At 50.3% G+C, this 22,097-nt stretch carries 24 protein-coding genes; 13 read left to right on the top strand and 11 right to left on the bottom strand.

What is annotated here, in order from left to right:
- Positions 1-33 precede the first annotated feature (33 nt).
- Positions 34-249, bottom strand: coding sequence for a hypothetical protein (locus OOF89_RS20865; protein ID WP_266082594.1), 216 nt, complete (start codon positions 247-249; stop codon positions 34-36).
- A gap of 367 nt (positions 250-616) precedes the next feature.
- Between OOF89_RS20865 and OOF89_RS20860 the strand changes: the two genes are divergently transcribed.
- The 10 genes from OOF89_RS20860 to OOF89_RS20815 all read left to right on the top strand — a co-directional run bounded on the left by OOF89_RS20860 (position 617) and on the right by OOF89_RS20815 (position 9,787).
- The gene (locus OOF89_RS20860) at positions 617-841 is read left to right on the top strand and encodes an SWIM zinc finger family protein (RefSeq protein ID WP_266082592.1); all 225 of its coding nucleotides are present in this window, start codon (positions 617-619) and stop codon (positions 839-841) included.
- Positions 842-1,067: 226 nt separating this feature from the next.
- The gene (locus tag OOF89_RS20855; protein WP_266082590.1) at positions 1,068-1,460 is read left to right on the top strand and encodes a universal stress protein; all 393 of its coding nucleotides are present in this window, start codon (positions 1,068-1,070) and stop codon (positions 1,458-1,460) included.
- Between the two features lie 213 nt (positions 1,461-1,673).
- Positions 1,674-1,814 carry a hypothetical protein gene (locus OOF89_RS20850; protein WP_266082588.1) on the top strand — a complete coding sequence of 47 codons (141 nt, stop codon included), beginning with the start codon at positions 1,674-1,676 and terminating at the stop codon, positions 1,812-1,814.
- 547 nt (positions 1,815-2,361) lie between these two features.
- Positions 2,362-3,042, top strand: coding sequence for a helix-turn-helix domain-containing protein (locus tag OOF89_RS20845; protein WP_266082586.1), 681 nt, complete (start codon positions 2,362-2,364; stop codon positions 3,040-3,042).
- Positions 3,043-3,113: 71 nt separating this feature from the next.
- Complete coding sequence (locus OOF89_RS20840) at positions 3,114-4,451, top strand: ABC transporter substrate-binding protein (RefSeq protein WP_266082584.1); 1,338 nt, start codon at positions 3,114-3,116, stop codon at positions 4,449-4,451.
- A gap of 12 nt (positions 4,452-4,463) precedes the next feature.
- Positions 4,464-5,375 carry a carbohydrate ABC transporter permease gene (locus tag OOF89_RS20835; RefSeq protein ID WP_266082582.1) on the top strand — a complete coding sequence of 304 codons (912 nt, stop codon included), beginning with the start codon at positions 4,464-4,466 and terminating at the stop codon, positions 5,373-5,375.
- Positions 5,375-6,247: a carbohydrate ABC transporter permease gene (locus OOF89_RS20830; protein WP_266082580.1), complete on the top strand. Its 873-nt coding sequence runs from the start codon at positions 5,375-5,377 to the stop codon at positions 6,245-6,247. Before OOF89_RS20835 ends, OOF89_RS20830 begins: the two co-directional genes overlap by 1 nt.
- Positions 6,247-7,377, top strand: a complete 1,131-nt coding sequence (locus OOF89_RS20825) for an ABC transporter ATP-binding protein (protein ID WP_266082578.1) — start codon at positions 6,247-6,249, stop codon at positions 7,375-7,377. The genes OOF89_RS20830 and OOF89_RS20825 overlap by 1 nt, the downstream gene beginning before the upstream one ends.
- 20 nt (positions 7,378-7,397) lie before the next feature.
- The gene (locus OOF89_RS20820; RefSeq protein WP_266082576.1) at positions 7,398-8,711 is read left to right on the top strand and encodes a CaiB/BaiF CoA transferase family protein; all 1,314 of its coding nucleotides are present in this window, start codon (positions 7,398-7,400) and stop codon (positions 8,709-8,711) included.
- Positions 8,708-9,787 (top strand): LeuA family protein, encoded by a 1,080-nt coding sequence (locus OOF89_RS20815; protein WP_266082574.1) that lies wholly within the window; start codon positions 8,708-8,710, stop codon positions 9,785-9,787. The genes OOF89_RS20820 and OOF89_RS20815 overlap by 4 nt, the downstream gene beginning before the upstream one ends.
- Before the next feature lie 329 nt (positions 9,788-10,116).
- Here OOF89_RS20815 and OOF89_RS20810 read toward each other — a convergent pair whose 3' ends face one another.
- Positions 10,117-11,496 (bottom strand): C69 family dipeptidase, encoded by a 1,380-nt coding sequence (locus OOF89_RS20810; protein WP_266082572.1) that lies wholly within the window; start codon positions 11,494-11,496, stop codon positions 10,117-10,119.
- Positions 11,497-11,698: 202 nt separating this feature from the next.
- Between OOF89_RS20810 and OOF89_RS20805 the strand changes: the two genes are divergently transcribed.
- Together OOF89_RS20805 and sufB are read left to right on the top strand one after the other, a co-directional pair.
- Positions 11,699-11,893, top strand: a complete 195-nt coding sequence (locus tag OOF89_RS20805; RefSeq protein WP_266082570.1) for a hypothetical protein — start codon at positions 11,699-11,701, stop codon at positions 11,891-11,893.
- A 99-nt stretch (positions 11,894-11,992) separates the two neighbouring features.
- Positions 11,993-13,423: a Fe-S cluster assembly protein SufB gene (gene sufB, locus OOF89_RS20800; protein WP_266082568.1), complete on the top strand. Its 1,431-nt coding sequence runs from the start codon at positions 11,993-11,995 to the stop codon at positions 13,421-13,423.
- Positions 13,424-13,778: 355 nt separating this feature from the next.
- Here the strand turns inward: sufB and OOF89_RS20795 are convergent, their stop codons facing one another.
- From OOF89_RS20795 to OOF89_RS24830, 7 genes are all read right to left on the bottom strand, one after another.
- Positions 13,779-14,660, bottom strand: coding sequence for a helix-turn-helix domain-containing protein (locus tag OOF89_RS20795; RefSeq protein ID WP_266082567.1), 882 nt, complete (start codon positions 14,658-14,660; stop codon positions 13,779-13,781).
- A 568-nt stretch (positions 14,661-15,228) separates the two neighbouring features.
- On the bottom strand, positions 15,229-15,540 hold the full coding sequence (locus tag OOF89_RS20790; protein WP_266082565.1) for a DUF5789 family protein: 312 nt from the start codon (positions 15,538-15,540) through the stop codon (positions 15,229-15,231).
- Positions 15,541-15,641: 101 nt separating this feature from the next.
- Complete coding sequence (locus tag OOF89_RS20785) at positions 15,642-16,160, bottom strand: hypothetical protein (protein ID WP_266082563.1); 519 nt, start codon at positions 16,158-16,160, stop codon at positions 15,642-15,644.
- Between the two features lie 237 nt (positions 16,161-16,397).
- Positions 16,398-16,511: a helix-turn-helix domain-containing protein gene (locus OOF89_RS20780; RefSeq protein ID WP_266082794.1), complete on the bottom strand. Its 114-nt coding sequence runs from the start codon at positions 16,509-16,511 to the stop codon at positions 16,398-16,400.
- A gap of 1,278 nt (positions 16,512-17,789) precedes the next feature.
- Positions 17,790-18,164, bottom strand: coding sequence for a DUF7344 domain-containing protein (locus OOF89_RS20775; protein ID WP_266082562.1), 375 nt, complete (start codon positions 18,162-18,164; stop codon positions 17,790-17,792).
- Between the two features lie 24 nt (positions 18,165-18,188).
- Positions 18,189-18,371 carry a DUF7563 family protein gene (locus OOF89_RS24835; RefSeq protein ID WP_456071300.1) on the bottom strand — a complete coding sequence of 61 codons (183 nt, stop codon included), beginning with the start codon at positions 18,369-18,371 and terminating at the stop codon, positions 18,189-18,191.
- An 11-nt stretch (positions 18,372-18,382) separates the two neighbouring features.
- Entirely contained in the window at positions 18,383-18,586 is a 204-nt protein-coding gene (locus tag OOF89_RS24830) for a DUF7835 family putative zinc beta-ribbon protein (RefSeq protein ID WP_266082561.1), read from the bottom strand.
- 327 nt (positions 18,587-18,913) lie between these two features.
- Here OOF89_RS24830 and OOF89_RS20765 point away from each other — a divergent pair, with 327 nt between their 5' ends.
- A complete protein-coding gene (locus OOF89_RS20765; protein ID WP_266082538.1) occupies positions 18,914-19,087 on the top strand; it encodes a hypothetical protein in 174 nt (57 codons plus the stop codon).
- Between the two features lie 258 nt (positions 19,088-19,345).
- Here the strand turns inward: OOF89_RS20765 and OOF89_RS20760 are convergent, their stop codons facing one another.
- Both OOF89_RS20760 and OOF89_RS20755 read right to left on the bottom strand, forming a co-directional pair.
- On the bottom strand, positions 19,346-19,657 hold the full coding sequence (locus OOF89_RS20760) for a DUF5789 family protein (RefSeq protein WP_266082536.1): 312 nt from the start codon (positions 19,655-19,657) through the stop codon (positions 19,346-19,348).
- Positions 19,658-20,379: 722 nt separating this feature from the next.
- On the bottom strand, positions 20,380-21,894 hold the full coding sequence (locus OOF89_RS20755) for an alpha,alpha-trehalose-phosphate synthase (UDP-forming) (RefSeq protein ID WP_407661671.1): 1,515 nt from the start codon (positions 21,892-21,894) through the stop codon (positions 20,380-20,382).
- Between the last annotated feature and the right edge of the window lie 203 nt (positions 21,895-22,097).

The raw sequence follows: 22,097 nt of genomic DNA, 5'->3' as shown, positions 1-22,097 counted from the left end.
GGGTATACCCAGCCGAAAAACCAGTACGATCACTCATTCTTCGTCGACTTCCTCACAAACAATTTCACGGAGTTCTACGAGCTTGTCAGGTCGATGCTCGGCAAGTACAGCATTATCTTTCGGAAGTTCCTCGGTAATCCGCTTACTCACCCGATAGACGGCTTGATCGCGCTGTTGGTTTGAGGAGTCGCTTTCGCCGCTAATATGTTCTCGATCGGTCTCCGTCATGATCGCTCGATATCGACTCATTACCTGCGGTTTTGTACCAATATAGTTCAATCTATGCACCTCTGCCTACTTTAATTCCATGCACTAATGCAAAGCCGGTAGCTTTGCTATGCATTAATACATAGTTTAGCGTAGGAAGAACGGTGTCCTCGGGCGTGTGTAGAAACGCACCGGGTGCTCTAACACCCGGCACCGGTTTTCCAAATGCAACTCTGAAAGACTATGAGTACGAAACCGCCTACGCAACACATAATCTGACGAGACGGCACAGAAACGCGCGCAGTGGGAACAGTTCGGCTTCCGCCTCGAAGTCCCCGGACAGGTCGACGTCACCAACGAGAGCCACGAGAACCCCGCTGACCACCAGTATACCGTCTCCATTGACGACGTGACTGAGGAACTAATAGCCTGCACGTGCCCGCACCACGTCTACCGGAACGCCTACTGCAAACATATGGCGGCCATCGAAAACGCAACCAACGACGGGACGCTCAAGGCCTTCCCCTCGGAGGACGAATGCGATGCCGAACCAGACAACTGCGACTGTGACGGTCTCAGTGGCTTCCCATGCTGGCCGTGCATGCGAACGGGACGGAAAGAACTGCCGAACTAACCACCAATCTTGTGATTTGAGGAAGATTCTTGCGCAATATCAGCTACACTCAGAATCCTATTATTGCCCACTCGCCCGTATCGCAATGGTTTGTGGCAAACCAGGGCAATGAATTCGTATGAGATCTATTTGATTCCAAGTAGAGAATACTAGAGTGGTATGTTGCAGTATCGATTCTACTGGACGTCAACCTCTGTTTTATCGATCTGTATGGCATTCTTTGTGTATGCAATTGCTCGTGCCGGTTGATGGGTCAAAACCCAGTATGGATGCTGTTCAGTATGCGACTGAACTGGTACATTGTTATGATGCGCGTCTTGAAGTAGTACATTTCCGGGGTGAAAAATCAGATATTGGCAAAGAAGTTCTAACGAAAGCACGGGAGATACTTGACAAGGAAAATGTCGATGCTGACCTACGAGTAGAAATCAATCCCGAACTTGATTTTCGTCCCGGAAATCGTATCGGGAATCTGATCATCCAGCTCGTAGAGGAAAACGAGTATGACCATGTGATCATGGGTCATCATGGTAAGGGGGCGGTCGACAATGCAATTATAGGGAGTGCAACTAGACGAGTTTCACGAGCGGGAACCGTTCCCGTAACAATTATTCCGTGACGGTTCTATGAAATTTGGCTTGAGAAACCCCATATATTTATAAACTGATATGTGTGCGTTCGATATCGATACCCAGGGACTCATCGACGTGACCAACGAGAACCCCGAAAAACCCGTTAAACACTACACATCGTCACGCTAGATCACGTAACGGACGGCGCGATGGCCTGCACATGCCCGCACCATGTTCACCGGAACGCCTTCTGCAAACACATGACTGTCATCGAGAACGCAACGGACGACAGGACGCTCGACGCCTTCCCAGCAGAGGACAACGAGACCGACACCGAAGACTGCGACTGTGAGGGCCTCGGTGACTTCCCGTGCTGGCCATGCGTGAGGACCAGGCGATAGGAACTGCCGAACTACTCTTCCTAGAATCCCATTTGCCAATAATTGACCTTCACGTGAAGATGTACCCTGACATAATACTTATGGAAAACTAGGGTGACCACGGGCAACATGAACGAAAGTATCCAAACGGGGCCCAAGCAACAATCTCCTCGGAGATGCAGCATTTGTGATCAGATTCGTGACCATTATTTCATTTCTGGAAACGATTCGTTTTGCTTCGACTGTTGCTGTGATCTGATTGTATTATAGGATATATTAAATCTATCATTAAATATATGGGGACTTATATCCACATACTTCGCGAACTCGTAGCCGAAGTGAATGTTTGGAAGGTCTCGAAGCGTGCCCAATGACAGGCGGGCGTCACGAAGTACGACCCGACAACAGAGGCAATCACAATTGCGCTGACCTGGACGGCCTACGAACAGCATAGATGGGAGCAATTCGATTCAATGGTGTGCCACAAACTCATTCACGATTTGACTTAAAACTCCCAGAAAAAACGTATTCCAAACGTTAATGAGAGTAGTATGGTAATAGCTACCGAATGTTAAAGGCAAAGCTCTACTTAGACCTGCAAACGGACTGTATCCTGAGTGAGGTTACTAGTCGCTGGAATACGTCGTTCACCGCAAATCACGAGGAGGTTCTCGACGATGAGTATATTAATTTCGTCATCAATGCTGAGAACAAAGTTGAGGAGTTTATCAACGCATTCGAAAATTCTGAGCAGGTAAAACACGTCAAGCAGATTGACACGACCCATATCAAACTCACCAAGCGTTCCTGTGGGGCTCTTCCCATTATCAGACGGAATCATGGCATGCTCCAATGGTGGGACCGAGTGAGTGGCACACAGCGAGTGTTCAATATCATTGTCTTCCGACGAGAAGACCTCCGAAATATCGTCGGTGAACTCCGTGAGATCGGAACTGTACAACTTACACAGCTCACACCGTATCGCGCCTCGGAAGGGCTCCTCTCGGATAGACAAGCAGAGGTAATCAATACTGCTCTCGACGGTGGGTATTACGAGTGGCCCCGTGAGATGGATGCAGAATCGCTGGCTGCTGAACTAGGAATTAGTCACACTACCTTTCTCGAACATCTCCGAAAAGCAGAGCGGACACTGCTTAGAAACGTTTTGAACCAATGCGTGCAGAGTGAGGAGTTTGGTGGAGACGAGCACCAAGTCAGCCGTGAACCTCCAATAAAGAAAATGAATTAGACTGTGACTTTTAAAGAGCCAACAAGTGAAGGGGAGAGAACCTTCTCTCATCAGGGGTGTCGTATATTAACATGGCTCATGACCCCACAACACGAAGACGGTTTCTCCAACTAGCTGGAACCGGATCGGTCGTCGCCGCTGCAGGATGTACCAGTAGACCGGACGACAGCGAGTCAAAAGGAGGGCAAAATGGAGGGCAGAATGGTGACCAGTCGAAGAAAATCCAGTATCTCTCGGATCGTGGCGATTCGAAAAAAGTTATCGACCAGATAATTTCCGAGTTTGAAAAGAAACACGATTACACGGTCGAAGTCACGTATACGTCCAAGGGGAAATCAACCGACGAGCAGTTACAGAAAATGAAGGCAGCGGGCAATCCCCCGGACGTTGTCTTCGACACGTCGGCAGACGCGTACCGTTACCAGCGTAATGGTAATCTTGCACCGGTCAGTGACGCAGTCCAAGGAACAGGTTTTCCGGATCCTGTTAACATCGATGGAGAGTCGTACTTTGCCGCGACCATGGTCGAACCCCTGATGGGGTGGTACCGTAATGACCTCTATTATGAGAACCCCACGACGTGGGAGAAATGGACATCAGAAGCTAAGCGAGTCTCAGAGCAAGAGAACATCAAAGGATACGTCATACAATCAGGCCAGACAAACAATGCTGACACTCAAATCACCCAATACCACTGGCAGAACGGTGTTAACCTCTACAGCGGATCGTCCGATAATATCAAAGTCACTATCGACAAGGGTGACAACAGAAAGCGCGCCGTCGAGACGTACAGATGGATCAAACAGATGGCTGAGTATTCCCCAAACGGAGCGGGGTGGGAATGGGGCGACGCAATCGCCGCACTCCAACAAGAGAACGCTGCTGCGATCATGAGTGTTGGTGGACTGCCAATCCTCACGATTGCTTCTAATCGACCAGATCTCGTGGAAAAACTGTCTCCAACGCCATTCCCTGCTCCGAGCAGTAAAAAGCAGGATAAGTGGTGGGCGTACATGGAGGGCCACGTCGTTTGGAAGCATGGCAAGGCAACAGAGGGTGCGAAAAAATTCGTGAATTTCTTCAGCAAATCGGACAAGTTTATGGACTTTGTCCTCTCCGCACCGTTGTTCCAGTTCCCGCCGACGAAGAAGATGTTGAACAGTGACGCGGTGAAAAACAACGAGACGATCAAACAACATATGGCCGTACTCGATCTCGTTCGGAACAACTGGGACGCATTTACGTCAATTCTGGCGACGGGCAAGAACGGCCAGCCAAATATCGTCGCTGCTGACGCGTACGGTCAGCAGGTGCTCGGTCAATCGTCCGAACAGATGCTCGTGGGGGGCAAGTCTCCCGAGCAGACCGTCGATTGGGTCGCAAAAAAGCTGCGAGGGCTCCAGGGCTAATCACTGACTCCCATGAGTACGGTAAATTCCCTCAAGTCCTCGTTCACTCACCTTGACGAACGGCAGTTGCTGCTATTGGCGACATTCATCCCATTTGCAGCGTTCTTTACGATCGTCTGGCTTATCCCCATTGGCTATGCCCTTTGGATGAGCCTTCTCCACGATCCGACTGGCGCCGCGATATTCACGGGTCTATGGAACTACGTCGATATCCTAACGAGCAGCGACTTTCCGACTTTCCTGTGGCATAGTATTGTCTATGCCCTCTCGTCTACCGTCCTTAGTTTGCTTGTCGGCCTTGGGCTAGCGCTTGTCGTCAATCAAGAGATCCAAGGTGGAAGTATTCTCCGGACGATGATGATCTTCCCGTATCTTCTGCCAACACTAGTTGTCATTTTCATTTGGAAGTTCATCCTTGACCCGAACGTCGGGGTTCTCAATCAATGGCTCATTCAAGTAGGTTACATTGAGGATCCCATTGCGTTCTTCTCAACCCTCAAATGGGCGATGCCCGCGGTAGTCATCGCCAGTGTGTGGAAATTTGGATCGTTTTCCTTTTTCATTCTCTTAGCACGCTTGCAGGCCATCGACCCGAATCTCTACGAACGGGCTCGGGTTGAGGGCGCCTCGACATGGCAAGCGTTCCGGGACATCACCCTTCCGCACTTGCGTGGGGCCATCCTCATCATCCTTCTCGTACGAGGAATTTGGATGTTCAACAAGTTCGACATTATCTACCTCTCGACGCGAGGGGGTCCGCTGAAAGCGACGACTACCTTACCTATTCGTGTATACGAGCTTGCATTCGAAGCGGTTGACTTCGGTGGCGCGACGGCACTCGCAGGAATCATGTTTTTCCTGCTCGCAGGCGTGGCCGTGGTCTATTTCTCCGTGTTTGAACCCGAAAAGGAGGTGACTCATTGATGTCGTTCGGTGAAGGGGCCGCTGGATCGGTTCTTCCTCAACATATTCAACAGCGAGTAAAACGTATCGCCGTGATTCTCACGGCGTTGCTGGTGGCCGTATTTGTGACTTTTCCAGTCTACATCATGATCGCAATTGCAGTACAATCACCCGCAGCAGTGTTCGAAGGTGGGGCGGTTCACTTGTTGATCGATTCGGTGACGTTCAGAAACTTCCGGATACTATTCGAGGAAACAAACACAGTTCGCTATTTCACAAATAGTATTATCGTCACTGCAAGTTCGACGCTGATGTCCACTGCACTCGCGGTAGCAGCAGGCTATGGCCTCACTCGCTTTGATTTCACCGGAAAGACACTCGCGGCACGGGCAGTGTTGTTCGCATACATGTTTAGCCCGATAGTACTGGCGATACCACTCTACGTCATCTTCTACACGCTCGGGCTACTGAATAGCTACTTCGCGCTCGCGATGGCGTTGACCGGCATTTCTGCACCGTTCACCATCTGGCTCATGTGGCAGTACTTTCAGACGATTCCAATATCGCTAGAAGAGTCCGCATGGATCAAGGGAGCGAGTCGAACGCGTACACTCTGGGATGTCGTTCTTCCAATTGCACGTCCAGGTTACATCTCAGCATCCATCTTCGCGTTTGCGGTTGCATGGAACGACTTCACCATGGCCCGCGTCGTCATGAGCAGCGACAAAATGTACACCATCACGGTCGGAGCGAGCCTGTTCCTTGACCGTGTCACGATCGGCTGGGGAGAGACAATGGCAGTTTCGCTGCTGATTTGTATCCCACCGTTTCTCATTGCCCTGTTTCTGCAGAACTACCTGCTTCAGGGATTCAACGTAGGAGGCCTCGAATAATGGCACGTCCAATTCACCTCGAATCCGTTCACAAGGAGTATCGATCCGCCGGTACCGTCCACGTCGCCGTCGATGATTTATCGCTGTCGATCCCCGAGGGATCGTTCACAACGCTTGTCGGTCCCTCTGGTTGTGGCAAAACGACGACGTTGCGAATGATTGCCGGGTTAGAAACACCCTCGCAAGGCCAGATAGCTTTCGGAGAGCAGGATGTCACCGACCTGTCTCCCCAGGATCGAAATTGTGCGATGGTTTTCCAGTCTATCGCACTGTACCCACATATGTCCGTTCGGCAAAACATCGGCTACGGGTTGAAGGTCCAAGGGGTTCCACAGGAGGAACGCGACTGCCGCATCGATGATGCCGCTGCAGTACTCCAGATCTCCGAGCAGTTAGAGAAAATGCCTGCAGAACTCTCAGGGGGGCAGCAACAACGAGTGGCATTGGGTTCGGCCTTTGTTCAAGACCCAGATATCCTCCTGCTCGATGAACCGATGAGCGATCTCGATGCACAACTGAAAGCCGAGCTTCGAGTTGAGGTTCAGCGGTTGCATCAGGAACTCGATGCGACGATGGTCTATGTAACACACGACCAAACGGAAGCAATGACGATGAGTGACCAGGTCGTCCTTCTCAATAATGGGCAGCTCGAACAGTTTGCCCCTCCTGGCGAGTTATTTGACCGACCCGTCTCGAAGTACGTCAGCCGATTTATCGGAACCCCCTCGACGAACCTGCTCCCCACAACAGTCGTCGAACACGACGGCTCATACGTCCTCGATGGAAACGGGTTCGAGATTTCGGCACCAGTTGATCACTTTGCGAACCACATCGGACAGCCGATTACCCTCGGAATCCGTCCGCAGTACCTTTCCCCCGATGCCGGTGAGCATCAATTCACCGTGATTGTTGACGTTGTGGAGCAACTAGGAACGGAATTCGTCGTTCATGGACACTCAACCGCCGGTAATAATGTCGATGTCGTGTCTTCCACTCTCGGTCACGTCAATCACGGAGACGAAATCGTCGTTGGGTTTGACAAGGATGATTTGTTCGTGTTCGATGACAACGGACAGACAATTTGTCACGGTGGCGAACTTACGAATCACTCCCCGAAACAACAGCAGTAATCACTAATAAAAACAAATATATGACAGACGATTATCAACCTACGACGAACAGTCAATCAGACGACACTGATAAGCAAAACTCATTCAATTCTTATAACGATTGTAACATTCGAACGGATGGTGGTCGAATTTCCTCTGACTTACTTCCCGGTGCGGATGGTCATCCCCTCTCGGATGTTACAGTTCTCGAACTCGGTCATATTATTGCTGGACCGTTCTGTTCAATGTTATTAGCTGATCTGGGTGCAGAAGTCATTAAAGTTGAACACCCCGAGCACGGCGACGCTGTCCGTGATTCGAGTCCAATCGGCAATAGCTCATTCAACTACGTCAATCGAAACAAACTCAGTATCACTATCGATCTTAAATCTGACCAAGGAAATGCTGTATTCCGTGATCTCGTTCGCGAAGCCGATGTTCTCGTCGAAAACTTTGCGGCGGGAACTGCTGATCGTCTTGACGTTGGCTACGACGATCTGAATCGGTTCAACGACGCGTTAGTTTACTGCTCAATAAAAGGGTTTAATCCAGGACCGTACGAGAAATTCCCGGCGCTTGACCCCGTTGCTGAGGCACTTTCTGGAGTGATGAGCGTTACGGGTCAACCCGCTACTCCTCCCGTTCGTTCTGGCACGAGTCTCTCAGATATGGCGGCGTCACTGTATGGTGCGCTCACAATATTGGCAGCAATTCGCCACCGCGATGCTACCGGCGAAGGTCAGCACATAACCGTCCCACTCTTTGAGAGTACTGTTGCACTGATGGGATACTGGCTAGCGTACACCCAAGCGTACGATGACATTCCTGAGCCAATGGGTGCAAGTCATCCTGGATGGGCACCCTACGATGTCTTTCAGTCCAAGGATGACCAATGGGTGTTCATCGGGCCGTCGTCAGAGAAGCAATGGCTTCGCTTCTGTGAGGCACTCGACGTTGATCTGCATACAGACGAACGATTCGATACGCTTCCAAATCGACTCGAAAACCGTGAAGTACTCAACGAGCACGTCCAATCGATTTGTGAAGAGTACACCGCAACGGATCTAGTCGAATGCCTACAAGAGGCTAGTGTTCCGGTGGCACCGGTAAACGATACTGCCGATGTCTCTACTGACCCGCATCTCGAAGCAACCGATGCTCTGAGCGAAGTCCGAGCAACGGAGGGCGACGGTGATCGTATACTGACTCCAAGATTCCCAGCACACACCACTGGATTCGATCGAGTCAAGTCCACCGACCCGCCGGCACTAGGTGAGGATACCGCCGCTGTCCTTGCAGCATGTGGCTATGATACGGAACGAATTGAACGTCTTCAAGAGGAGGGGGTCGTATGAAACTGCTTGATCTTACGCTACGCGAAGGCGAGCAACGGCCCGGTGTTCACTACTCAGTAGATCAGAAGATCTCCGCCGCGCGCGAATTGGATTCGCTCGGCGTGGACTACATACAAATTGGGTTTCCAATTGCAGATAGCCGAACAGCAGCAGTCTGTGATCGCACTGATTTGAACGCCTCCACTACTGGAATCGCCCGTTCAATTCCGAGCGATGTGATGGCTGCAATCGAAGCCGGGGTAGACGTGGTTGATCTATTCGCCCCAACTAGTGACCGCCAACTTGACCACATCCTTGGAATAGATCGAAACGAGTTGTCGGAGAAAGTAATTGAGGCTGCTACCGTCGCCCACGATCACGGTGTCGAAGTACACTTTAGTGCGATGGACGGATTCCGAACAGAGCCCGCCGCTCTTGATGACTTGTTTGATGCCGTTGATGCAGAACTCTATACGATTGCTGATACAGTAGGTAGTCGAACCCCAGCAGATGTCGTTAAACACCTCAAAGCACTCAACACCGAACTCTCCAATATCGGTGCCCATTTCCATGACGATCTCGGTGTTGGGACAGCAAATGCACTTGCGGCTGGTCGTCTTGGCGTCGGTAAAGTGGATCTCTCAGTTGCTGGTCTTGGTGAGCGAGCTGGAAATGCTGCCCTAGAAGAGTTCGTTGCTGCGACTATCGTTGGAGACGAATCAATTGATATCGACGTCACCGAAAACAAGCTACTTCCCGTCACTAAGAGTGTTCTCGCTACCTTGGACGAAGATGTAAAACCCGAAAAATCGCTCCTCGGAAGGGAAGTGTTTTCCCATGAGTCCGGTCTTCACACCGCAGCGATGCTAAACAAACCAAGCACATTCGAGCCGTTCGACCCAGCTCAGTTCGGTGGCAAACGGCAACTTCTCTTCGGTAACGCTACTGGCCGGGGTGCCGCACGACGGCTCTTAGAACGGTGCGATAAACAAGCAACTGAAGGACAAATCGATCGATTATTAGAACTACTTCAAACGGACTCTCAAGAAAAGTTGTCATTTGATGAAGCGATATCCCTTGCAAAAGAGGTTAACTGAGTCATCGCTGTTGGCTCTGTAGAGTTCAAACTATCTCTATTCGTTCGGATTATTGTGAATTGCCCAGCACGTTGGACCTTCTCATCATTACTTCTCAGTTAACCACTCCAATCATGATCGCGTCTTTCCGTCTTACCTGTGCGACTGTATCTAACTGCTGAACTCAAGTTTCTGCCTTCAACACGCACTTTGTATCATCTGTTAAGATTTTCAACAGAGCCATGAATTCGACTCTGATAGACGCTCTCCGAAGACGGTCAATGTCAGTGGCAGCACCCCAGAGCGACTTATAAACGAAATCATTGTTAGCAAGAGAACCCACTATTAATTCAATGAGTAAGCATCTGTGTCATTCGGTCTATTTCTCTACGAACTTCTGAGACACAGGATTCGGTGAACGATGCCAACATATCTTTTCCCTCCTCGACCCGCCCCTCGTCGTAAAGTTCACGCGCTTTCGTTTCTCTATCATTAGCTTGATTTTGAAACTTCTTTTCTAGCTCGTCGAAACGACTTCGAATGATTTTCTGGTTCATTTTGAAATCCCGACCGTATTCATCAGCCTTCGCCGTCTCCAAGAGACGCTTGAATTCCCACCAGTACGATCCGTCTTCGTATTCATCTTTGGTCGCCTCTGTCGGATGTGTAACCTCTCGAGATGCTGTTCCAGCCTTTGAAACGACTGTTGGAACAGTTTCACTCTCGATGTAGAAGGGCACGTACACGCCGATGCATGGGGGTCCTGGTGTCCACCACATTTTCGCAAACCCGTCATTATCGGATGGTAACTCGAAAATAGCTGAACTGACGCTATCACCCCAAGTGAATTCTGCTGGTGATGAGTGCATACAAATCGTTAGGAAATCCGGCAGTGCCGCATTGAATTTCGGGCCCTCAAGAAATGTATCTTCATAATGGTCTCTGAGAATTTGCTGCATTGAATCAATATTGAAATTTCCGTCGCCGGTGAAATTATTGAGTAGATCTTGTGAACGTTTGTATCTGATACGAGATACCTGGAGTGGAGTCGAGTGGTCAGTATACGCATCAGCGAAATCGAACGGTTCTCGATCATGTGGCCACCAGCCCTGTGTTTTAGCATTGGCAACCAAATCATCCGACCCTTTCGTCCATGAATAGCGAATCGATAATTCGTTAGAAATCGATTCTGATCCAGCCGAAATACGCTTCGCTGCCCACCGATAACCGGCCGTTTCCAGGATCCATGCTTCATCTGAGTCTGCAATGAGGTATGAGTTGTCGTATGCTCCGTCCTCGATATCATCACCTGCGACTGCCGAACCGAACTGACCATAGTCTTCGAGTAAATTGCTGATAACTTTGACCGCTTCTTCGGCAGTCGTCGCTCGCTCAAGACCAAGGCGTACATATTCCATCCCTAAAATTCCTTTCTCGGTCGATTTACTCTGCTCAACAGCGTCAAGCGCCTCCTTCCAGGGCTCCGTAAAGACGGCCTCGTTCCCAATGACGACATTATGTTCGTTGACACCAAGCTCATAGCCCCAACACCAGTATGGGGCAGTTCCGAGTGTCGCATAGGTTTTCGACGGTTGTGCAAGTTCACAATTTGCGAGCTTTAGAGTCGCTTCTGAAGACGGTTTCTTTGCATCTCCGTAGATTATCGGCTGACACTCGAACGCGGGTCGATCACTGTTTTTCCCGAAAATCACGTTTTTGGAGCTTGTCACGTCGGATAATACGACAGCGTTATCACAGCTAAACGGTCTGTTTATGGGTTCGGACATGGCTTCCGAGTGAACTATCGGAATCAACGTTTAAATCCCTGTGCTATGGGCACTTTACACATACCCTCGTATCATTCAGACATTTACCTCAGTCGACTTATCTCTGGCAGGAACCAATACACTCTCTGAGATCATCGCCCAGCGAATGCTGTCAGAAAGCACGGATGCGACCGACGATACACCCGAGACCCCGATGGCTATCCTCGACCGAGCACGACAGCACACGGCAGACGTTGCCACCGAACACTTTCCAGAGTTGCCGATTGAGGTGATTGAGTGGACAGTCTCACCGCGCACAATGAACGGCAGAAAAGACGACCTACCACCTCAAATTCGATGAAGACCGACGGGGGACGGTCAACGAGGACCCCAATATACACTCCTGTCTATCGTTAACTTACCCACCAGCCTCATCAGGCTAGAGCACTCACTTTTAAATATGAGTTCAGACCAGCATCACCTACGCGATACAGACACAGAGGAACGGTTCGAGTTCAAGAAAGAACAGCGGGCCGCGGTCAAATCCGATAAGGGACTGACCGAAGAGGTCGTCCGCCTCATCAGCGAGGACAAAGACGAACCCGAATGGATGCTCCAGCGGCGTCTCCGCGCGTTGGAGCACTACCAGAACATGCCCCTGCCGACGGACTGGCCCGGCCAGCCCGATTTGACGCAACTCGATGTCGAAGAGATCATTCCTTATATTCGCCCGGATGTCGACAAGCGCGAGGGTGCAGATAGTTGGGACGACCTCCCGGACGACATCAAGAACACATTCGAGAAACTTGGTATTCCGGAAGCCGAGCGCAAGGCACTTTCGGGTGTCGGTGCCCAGTATGAGTCTGAAGTCGTCTACCAGAACATGCAGGACCAGTGGGAGGAGAAAGGCGTCGTCTTCTGCAACATGGACGAAGCCGTCCAGGAACACGAAGACCTCGTGAAAGAGTACTTCATGACGAAGTGCGTGCCGCCGAGCGACAACAAGTTCGCGGCGCTTCACGGTGCCGTTTGGTCTGGCGGGTCGTTCGTCTACGTCCCCGAGAATGTAACGGTCGAAATGCCCGTGCAGGCGTACTTCAGAATGAATTCAGAAGGGATGGGGCAGTTCGAGCACACGCTCATCATCGCCGAGGAAGGTTCCGAAGTCCACTACATCGAGGGCTGTTCTGCCCCGAAATACGGCAGTCACAACCTCCACTCCGGCGGCGTCGAAGTATTCGTGGATGAGGACGCGCACGTCCAGTATTCAACCGTGCAGAACTGGTCGAAGAACACGTTCAACCTGAACACCAAGCGCGCCATCGTCGAAGCCGGTGGCCGCATGGAATGGGTGTCGGGGAGCATGGGGTCGAAAGCTACCATGCTCTACCCATGTTCCATCCTGAAGGGACGTGGCGCGAGCGCAAATCAGATCTCCATCGCGTTCGCTGGCAAAGGTCAGAACATCGACACCGGCGCGAAGGTGTACCACAACGCGCCGAAAACGAACTCGACCATCGAGTCGAAATCCATCAGCAAGGACGGTGGCCGAACGAACTACCGTGGTCTTGTCCACATCAGCGATGGTGCGGTGGATTCGAGTACGTCGGTCGAATGTGACGCGCTGATGTTCGACAACGAATCCACGTCGGACACCATGCCATACATGGAAATCAACGAAGATCGTGTTGACGTTGCTCACGAGGCAACGGTCGGTAAAATCGGCGACGAGGACGTGTTCTACCTCCAGAGTCGCGGGTTGGACGACGACGACGCGAAACAGATGATCGTGAGTGGCTTCATTGAGCCCATCACGGAAGAGCTCCCGATCGAATACGCGGTCGAACTCAACCGTCTCATCGAACTCGAAATGGAGGGGAGTCTTGGCTGATTCTTTTGAGATAAAGATTAGAGCGAGTCATCATATTGGTCGGCCGGATCCTGCTGGTCATCGACAGCCTGCATAACAAGACCCACGAGAACACCCCAGTCCACCAGTACATAGTCGGCCTCGTCGATGTGACCGACGACGCCTTCTCCTTGAAGGACGACACCGATGCCAAACCTGAAGACTGTAATTGCAACGGTCTCAATGGTTTCGCGTGCTGGCCGTGCGCGCGGACAGGACGAAAGGTACTACCGAACTAACCACCGCTTCAGTCTTTTTTATCCATGGCACGCCAATTGACGTTCTCGGATCTCACCGACCGGAGCACTCGACCGCTGTACAAGGTGCACAGAAATTTCTATTTGGACTGCTCTTTTCCAGCACCCTCCCCGATAATGAGCGTGTTTTGTATTAGATTGGCGTACCCACGTCGCAGGCGCTCAGAAACCGCCTGATGAGAAATGCCGAGATCAGCAGCTAGCTTTTCTGCATTTGCCTCGCGTGGGATATCGAAATAGCCTGCCTCGAACGCGGATATGAGAGTGTCTTGTTGTTCTTCTGTTAGTCCCAACCGACCCTCACGTCCTTCTTCAAACTGATATATGTTTATGATGTTGAATGTTAATCCCTGGGTTTTACAGTACTCAAATGTCCGGGAAAGCGCGTCTCGGTCTGCGAACAAGATCCGAAGATTCCACCCTGCTTGCGAACCGACCGCGGAGAGGATTGTTCCCTGCTCTTCAACGAGAATGTGGATGAGGGCTTCGATTTCAGTAATCCATTCCATTCGATAGAGCCATTCTTCGTCTAAATCAGCAATCAGGTCAAACTGCTCTAGGCTTGGATCGTTTCCAATAACGGTTTCAAATTCGTCACGATCGATTTCATCGCTCTGTACCCAGATGAATGGCATTACCCGATCAGCATCGTGAGCGACAGCTCGTTCGATCTCAAAGTCAATGGATGGGAACTTAGAGACGGTTTGTCGGAGCGCAAACTCATTAATGGGAATCTCAACTTCGACCACTGTCCCCGTCATAGCCATCTCTTCGTCAGCTAAAGGGATAAACTCGGTGAGCATCCAACGACCAGCAACACTGTCATTCGAAATCGATTTTAAACCACGATCGCGCTGACCTGGAGTGCCTACGAACAGCACGGGTGGCAACAATTCAGCTCCACCGTTCGCCACGAACTCATTCGCGCTTGGCAGTACCACGAGTTCGGCGACGCAGCTCACGGCACAACATTCACCTGCTGGACGGACCGCCTTGACACAACCCAATACTGCAAACGCTTCACCACGCTAAACTGGTGGCCTGTCTGTGAGGGCTGCGGTGGTTGGGTTGCCCGGTACCGACGCTCGAAGACAGTTCGCAACTCCAAACAGTACAACAGTAATGAGCGCGTGGGTCAATCCATGTTGAAGAGGACGATAGCCACTGACTGAATTCTCGTTTAAGTAGTTCTCGCGACAAGCAATAGATACGAGGAAGATTTTCGCGTGTTGCAGTGTTCCGAGTGAGTCAGTTCTATCGCTCCTGCTTCACATAAGCCCTGCAGTGGTTAGTTACTCCTACCAACATCTCATCGCTCTATTTTCCACTGTAACACAACCAGAGTAGAAGATACGGTACGAATTATACATGACAACATATCTCGCAGATACAGCAGTCTCCGTCACATGTGACGGGCTGGACAGAGAGAAATAACAAGTACGAACGTCATCGATGAGCCGGCAAACAAGTAAATATCTCACCGCCTGTTCCTCGCCGTGTCTCTGCAGAACTTGGTGGAAGTTCACGCACCTAGAGTGACTTCTCTTCGTCGTCCACGTGTTCTGACCCTCGATCACTGTATCCTTTACGCCCCACTGCATCAGAGCCGATCATGTTGAGGATCATTTGACGGACTTGATCAGCAGAATCAAATGTCTGGCCGTCAGACTCGGTGAGTGGATCAAACACTTCTTGAAGCGTCTTCGTTCCGTTTTGATGATCGATTCCATACTCACCGTATTCATCGATTAGCGTCTCTGCTGATATCGGGTAGTCCAGTTGCTCAAGTTTCTCGTTGAGTTGTCCATAGTCGATTCCCTGCTCTCGATTGTTGTTGCTCATGATACCACAAGGAGATGGCTATGAAAAGAGGTTCTGGCCAGCAAAATACTACATCAGAAATTGAATGAATATCCCATTCCCTCAGACAGAAAAAGAGCTACTTACGAACCGTCGGTCTCATCTTCAGCTTCATCCGAATTGGGGGGAACATCGTCATTTTCTGTCGGTCCAGCAGCCTCAGCTGGTTCTGCTGCTGAGGAAGAATCTGCGGTTTCATCGGTGAGCGACCCTGTTGATGCACTTGCATCCGAAGACGCAGCCGCCGCCTCCTCACTGCTCCCGTTGTGTTCGGGCAAATTCTCGTCTAACTCTTCGGCTTCTTCTGTTGCCTCTGACCTGACATCTTCAATCTCGACGTTCGTGTCTAATTCGTCTTCGTTGATCGCTGCTTCGAGCGTTTGTCGATTCGTAATGGCACTCAATCCGTTCTCTTTCACTTCCGAACGTAGCACTTCGACGTTGATTGCGGATTCGACGTCCTTTCGTTCGGTGCTTGATTTGAGCGCGCGCCGAACCACAACATACCCGACTGCGGTTACACTCCCAGTGAGAATCGCACCAGGAATGCCATAGCGCTTATACCCCGCTTTCAGTGCTTTCTTGCCAACGGTGTAACCCACCTGTTTTCCCAGCGAAGACCCGATCATAACACTTTGATTTTCTCGGCTGGACGGCAAAGTAGCAGGGCTGTATGTGCAAGTCCCTTTTATCCCGGGAGATTCCTCTGTTTCAGCGAACTCTCTCAGAGCATATGCACCTCTCCTTTAGGGCGAATTCCCGCTCGAATTACCCCAAAGGACGAATTAGGAATAGCTCGCGTACCGCGGTTTCACGCGTCGCAATCGTTCAGAGAGCGCTTAATGGCTGACATCGAATTCGTCGGCGAGCTCTTCTGCCGTGATATCGCGTGGGACCGAGTAATACCCGCGATCGGCAGCGTGTTGGAGTGTCTTTTGTTGAGAGTCCGTCAGTCCAAATCAATCACTCCGTTCATCACTGAACTCATGGATATTCTCAATGTCGAAGTCAATCCCATTCTTTTCACAATACTTGATGCTCCGGGTAATTGAATCATGGTCAGCAAATAATAGGCGCAGATGCCACGTGTCCTCTTGGCCGATTGCAGCAAGCACCGTCTTTCTCATCCACTGGATCCGACTTATGTGGCCAATATGATCAACCTATTCGAGTTGATACAGACACTCGGTCTCAAACTCGGCAATAAGTTGAAAGTCAACAACGCTCTCACCACTGCTAAACGCTGCTTCGAGCGTGTCTCGATCACTTGTACCGATACAAATGAACGGTATTAAGCTGTCTCGATTGGTGGCGTCCATCTATTCAACCCCAAAAGTTACTGTCTCAAGCGCGTCAAGCGTATGCTCAAGTGCAAATTGCTTGGCAGGGGGCAGTCACTTCTACAATTGTTCCAGTCATTAAAGCAGGTCTCACTCATGGCCGTATCTCCTTTTCTGAAAATCGCCGAACTAACTAGAAGATTGGGGTTTCACACAAAGAATCTCTAAACTACTCCGACGAGATCATAGCGATCTTGTTGAAAATACGCCCATTATCGGCCAGGGAGTCGATGACCCAACGAAACGGGCGCCCAAATGAATCCCTTGGAAAAGCAACCATGCTGATCAACCGACTTCATCTCTGACCTGCGCGTATGACAGATGAACGAATCCTCAGTTGCGTTGAATGTCTGTGGCAAACGAGTACACGCGAATACTCATCGCATGAAGTCAATCAGCGTGCAATACGGCATTTTCGTGCGACTGGGCATCAAGTAACCTCTCCATCGTGGGGTTTCTATGACGAGACTGATCCGTTTAGGCAGCCAGTAGTGCTCTCTTCATCTTGCTACCTCCGTCGATAGTAATAATTCAAACGTATCGATTACAGAACTGAGCGTGTTTGTCTCCCACAATGAGAGGAAGCGTTGAATGCAGGCAATCGCGTCACCAAACCATGGGTCTTTCGCATGATCACGGCGCGAAATATGCCCGAATCGTGCATCCCGACCACGATCACGTACTCATTCCACTACTAACTGTCACGCTCAGCTCGGCTGAATCTTCAAGCTCCTTGCAACCAACAGAGTTCGGTGGACAGTAGAACTACCATCTGAACACAGCAGTTGGATCACTTCTTCCACATCGTACAAGTAGCCGGATTTTGCCCATGGCCTCTGCTGCAGTGAATAAGACACCGTCGCAACTCGTGTCTAGGTCTATCGATACTAATCAGGTATCGTACTCTCGCAAGCGGTGCGTAAGCTGACCGATATTGATCCAGCCGCGCAGTTTTTGGCTCTCTCGATCGTACTTAATAACATCGTGCTCGGCGAGCAGTGGCAAATGATCGCTCCAGACTGTCTCCGAAATCTCTTCGAAGAGTCGAGTTGATCTGTCCCTCGAGCATTCCTCTAACTCTTGGTATGTGAGGTGTTCGATCAGCGATTCAATTTCGACTGGACCGTCACATACCTGTAAGTACGAAAGAATCACCCGTCGCCGCTGGTTTTCGAGCAATTCAGCGATTTCCGTTTCCGAAAGTCGATCATTGGTTTCTCCGTTAGTGACACTTTTAAGATTTTCAGTCTTTTTTCCAGATATCATATTTTATTTATAAATAACGTGTTATCAATGGGTTGCTTGGCCATTCTTCACATCGGTGCCATTCATGCAGTCTAAACACCCATGAACGCTGTTTTGATTGTTGCCGAAGACACGTGTAAAATCACGAGTCACAAAGCTGCCGCAGTTCTGACAGCGAGTGTCTGCGATCCGTGACTCTGGTTGGCTTGAAATAGTTGTCTTAGACATCATTCACTCCCTCACTGTCTGTTGTTTGCACGCTGTTTAGTGGTCGTACTACACTGCTGGCACTCTGTGACGCGGTAAGGCTCTCGAGAGAACGCTGCATTTGAATTTTCTTCGCTCTCGGTGACAATCTCGATTGCTACGTCATGCGGCGTCATCGCATTGCAGTTCTCGCACCGTTCGCCAGGTTGACTATCAGTAGTTGCTGTAGTAACCATGATTTTTGGTAGTTCTGGAGGGCTGCAACGCATCCCAATCAGTTGCGCTTCAGTACAGAAAGATAAACAAGTTGGAACCGCGTTTACGTATGGGCTTTACATGCAAGCCGTATTAATCCCGGGAGATAATACTATGTTGGTCTCCATGGGGAGATTACTTGAAAATTATAGAGTGAACATCCTTCAATGTTGATGCCCTCGGAATGGCTGACGTCACCAATGATAGTCACGACAAGCCCGCAGACAAACACTACGTGGTCTCCATCAACGATGTAACTGACTCGGATGCTCATGGAAGACCGGCGGAAGTCGTCGTACCTAATCGATATGCCTATCGAACGCACTACCGACGGCGGTCTCCGGGTGACTTACATCGGGACGGAAGCAGCCTTCACCGACGCGCTCTCCGAACAACCTGAGGGTGTCAGAATAGAGGTCGAACGAACCGGCACATACACTCCCGCCCCCCGCCACATCGTTTCTCGTCTGACCGAACGTTAACGGGAGGTGCTCCAGGCGGCGATAACGCTCGGCTATTACCAAGAACCTCGCAAGGTGACCACGACGAAATCGCGGCGGTGGCTGGACCCTCCGAGACGACAGTCGGTGAGCATCTCCGGAAGGTCGAAGCGACCGTGTTCTCCTCGCTCCACCTTGGGCCCGCCGATCACTGAAGTGATTGATTGATCTCCGAGTGGTTTGTGAATATAGTATTGAACATGAAGATAATGATGTTGGCCTATAATAGGTGACAAGAAGTTAGAGCGATTCTTGATCGTTATCGACTTGCTCGGATCCCCGATCACTGTACCCTTCACGACCGACTGCCTCGGAGCCGATCATATTAAGTATCATTTGCCGAACCTCATCAGCAGAATCGAATTCCTGATTCTCCGACTCGACTAATGGGCTAAACACGGCCTTGAGCGTTTCCGTTCCGTTCTGGTGATCGATTTCGTATTCGCCGTATTCATCGACGAGGTCGTCGGCTGACGTCGGATAGTCATGCTGTTTGAGTTCTTCGTCAAGTGGACCGTAATCGATCCCCTGCTCTCGCTCACCACGGGTCATAGTATCCATAGAGAGCGAACCGGAAAAGGGGTTCTGGCTGCAAAAGCAGGTACTGTAGTAACAAAGTTCTCACGAGCGAGTGTGGTGATTCCATACACAGAAATATAATGGACATTTAGACAGAGTGATAGCTCACTTTGAATTCATCGGTGGAGGCTATAACAAGACAGCGCAAGCATGGACTGACTGTCGCTTGGAATCCCGTCATTGCTCAGGCGAGAGGGGAAACCACGATATTTTCTTCATATCACCATACGTAATGTAATAATGGATGCCACCAAACGTATCATTGTACAACCTGTTCAAGTACACGTGAAGCCCAATCAGACTTCGGATACTAACGAATGTCCCCTGTGTGGAACCCCATATGAAAAACGATTCGTCATTGAACAGGGAATACGATGGCGCGATTTCTTTCCCGGAACGGTCTTCGACTTCTTCAAACGCTATCAGCGTCGCTGTACCTCCCAGTACGACGTAGAAGAGGAAATTCAACTACCGGAACAAAAACAGGCGATTTATCTTCACACTGGCAAAAAAAGGTGAAATCAGTCTCGATCGAACGATTCACACTCACGCAAATTAACTACCGTCCGTATTCGTCATGCTTGGTTCTATTCTTGAACCAAGCATGAAAAAATCGGCATTGGGGGAATATCCTTATAATCCCAAATGATAACCGTTCGAAAGACCTACTAATACGGCGATTCCGGAATACGCGGTCACTCTTTCTCGTCCCGCAAACGGGAAGCTGTCTCGAAAATATCCGACATCCACTCGACAAGATCGTTTTCCATCACCTGTTTTTGGAGCACTGCCATTCGTTCTCGCCGCTCTTTCTCATCCATCGTCAGTGCTGTTTCGATGGTGGCCGCAAACTTATCGGTATCGTGCGGGTTGATGGTGACAGCGTCGTCGCCGAGTTCCTCGTAAGCACCTGTCTGATTACTGAGGACAAGAACCCCGGGTTCTGCTGTCTGAGCGGCCACATACTCTTTCGTGACGAGATTCATGCCGTCTCGAAGAGCACTGACGAGCAGTATGTCTCCATGTCGGTAGAGTCCGGCGAGTTCGTCCTCGGTCAACCAATCGTCGATGTAAATAATTGGACGCCAGTCGTCGGTTCTAAATCGATCATTGATCCGTGTAACAGCATCCTCGACGTTTTGCTGGAGATTCTGATAATCGGGTATCCGTGAACGACTCTCATCTGCTTTCTGCACGTACGTGAGATTACCCCGCCACTTCGGTTCGGTCACCCAAAAACGTTCGAGCGCATCGAGTCGTTCGAGAATTCCCTTCGTGTAATCGAGACGATCCACGCCAACAGCAATCTTCGTGTTCGGCGCGATTTCGTACTCGCGTCGAAATCGGTTCCAGAAGGGCTGCCCCTTATTGCTGCTCGCTGTCTGCATTACTTCTGCATCGATTCCCATCGGAAACGCCCGAACTGTCGTCGTGTGATTCCGATATTGAATCTGGCCATCCTCACGATCGACGATTGCCTCATCCAGACACTCTTCAACGCAGTCGAGGAAGTTCTCACAGTAATTCTGGATATGAAATCCAAGCAAGTCGTTGCCCAGAAGGCCATCGAGTAATTCTTGCTGCTGTGGGCACGTCTGGAATGTATTCAACCCGGGCCATGGAATGTGCCAAAAGTGCATGAGAAAGCTATCCGGGATAGCATTACGAATCAATCGTGGAGCCAATGAAAAGTGATAATCCTGAAACCAGATGACTGACTTCGAATCCGCTCGTTCGGTAATAGCGTCAGCAAACTTTTCATTTGCTTGTTGATACCGCGCCCAATTTCGGTTAGCATACTCTGTTTTCCAAATTCCACCATGACAGAGGGGCCACAGTACTCGATTGCTGTATCCGTAGTAGTAGCCCTCGACCTCTTCATCCGGGAGCCACACACGCTTGAGTGTATACGCCTGTTCTTCCGGTGGCACCCGCATCGTTCCGTTGTTGTCAGTAACTGCATCATCCGCTTCTCCGTCTCCCCACGCGATCCATGTGCCATCGGTCTGTTGCATCACTGGATCGAGTCCTGCAGTGAGACCTCCTGCAGGACGATCAACCTTTATACTGCCATCATCGGCATAATAATGCCGATACGGTTGGCGATTTGAGATGAGGACGAAATCCTCTCCTGGTGGTGACATTGACATCTCTGTGCTTTCATCCGTGTCGTTCGACGAGAGTTCTCGCTTCGCTGGGGATGGACACATGATGCTGTTTGATTGTTTTGATGCTGCCGCATAATCCCTTGGGCTGCATATTGCTCTCATTTATCATATTCCGAGCCGGATACCCCGAGGCTGTCGAGAGCCCCTTATGCTTGCTTGCGTATCGTACGATTATTATTTTATCAATTCAATACATGGGTGAATTTTTCGAATGTGAGATATTCGACAATATTCTCAGTCACTCG

The sequence above is a fragment of the Haladaptatus caseinilyticus genome, assembly GCF_026248685.1.
Taxonomy (GTDB): domain Archaea; phylum Halobacteriota; class Halobacteria; order Halobacteriales; family Haladaptataceae; genus Haladaptatus; species Haladaptatus caseinilyticus.
The sequence above is the reverse complement of the archived record's forward strand: the minus strand, read 5'-3'. Positions and strand labels throughout refer to the sequence as shown.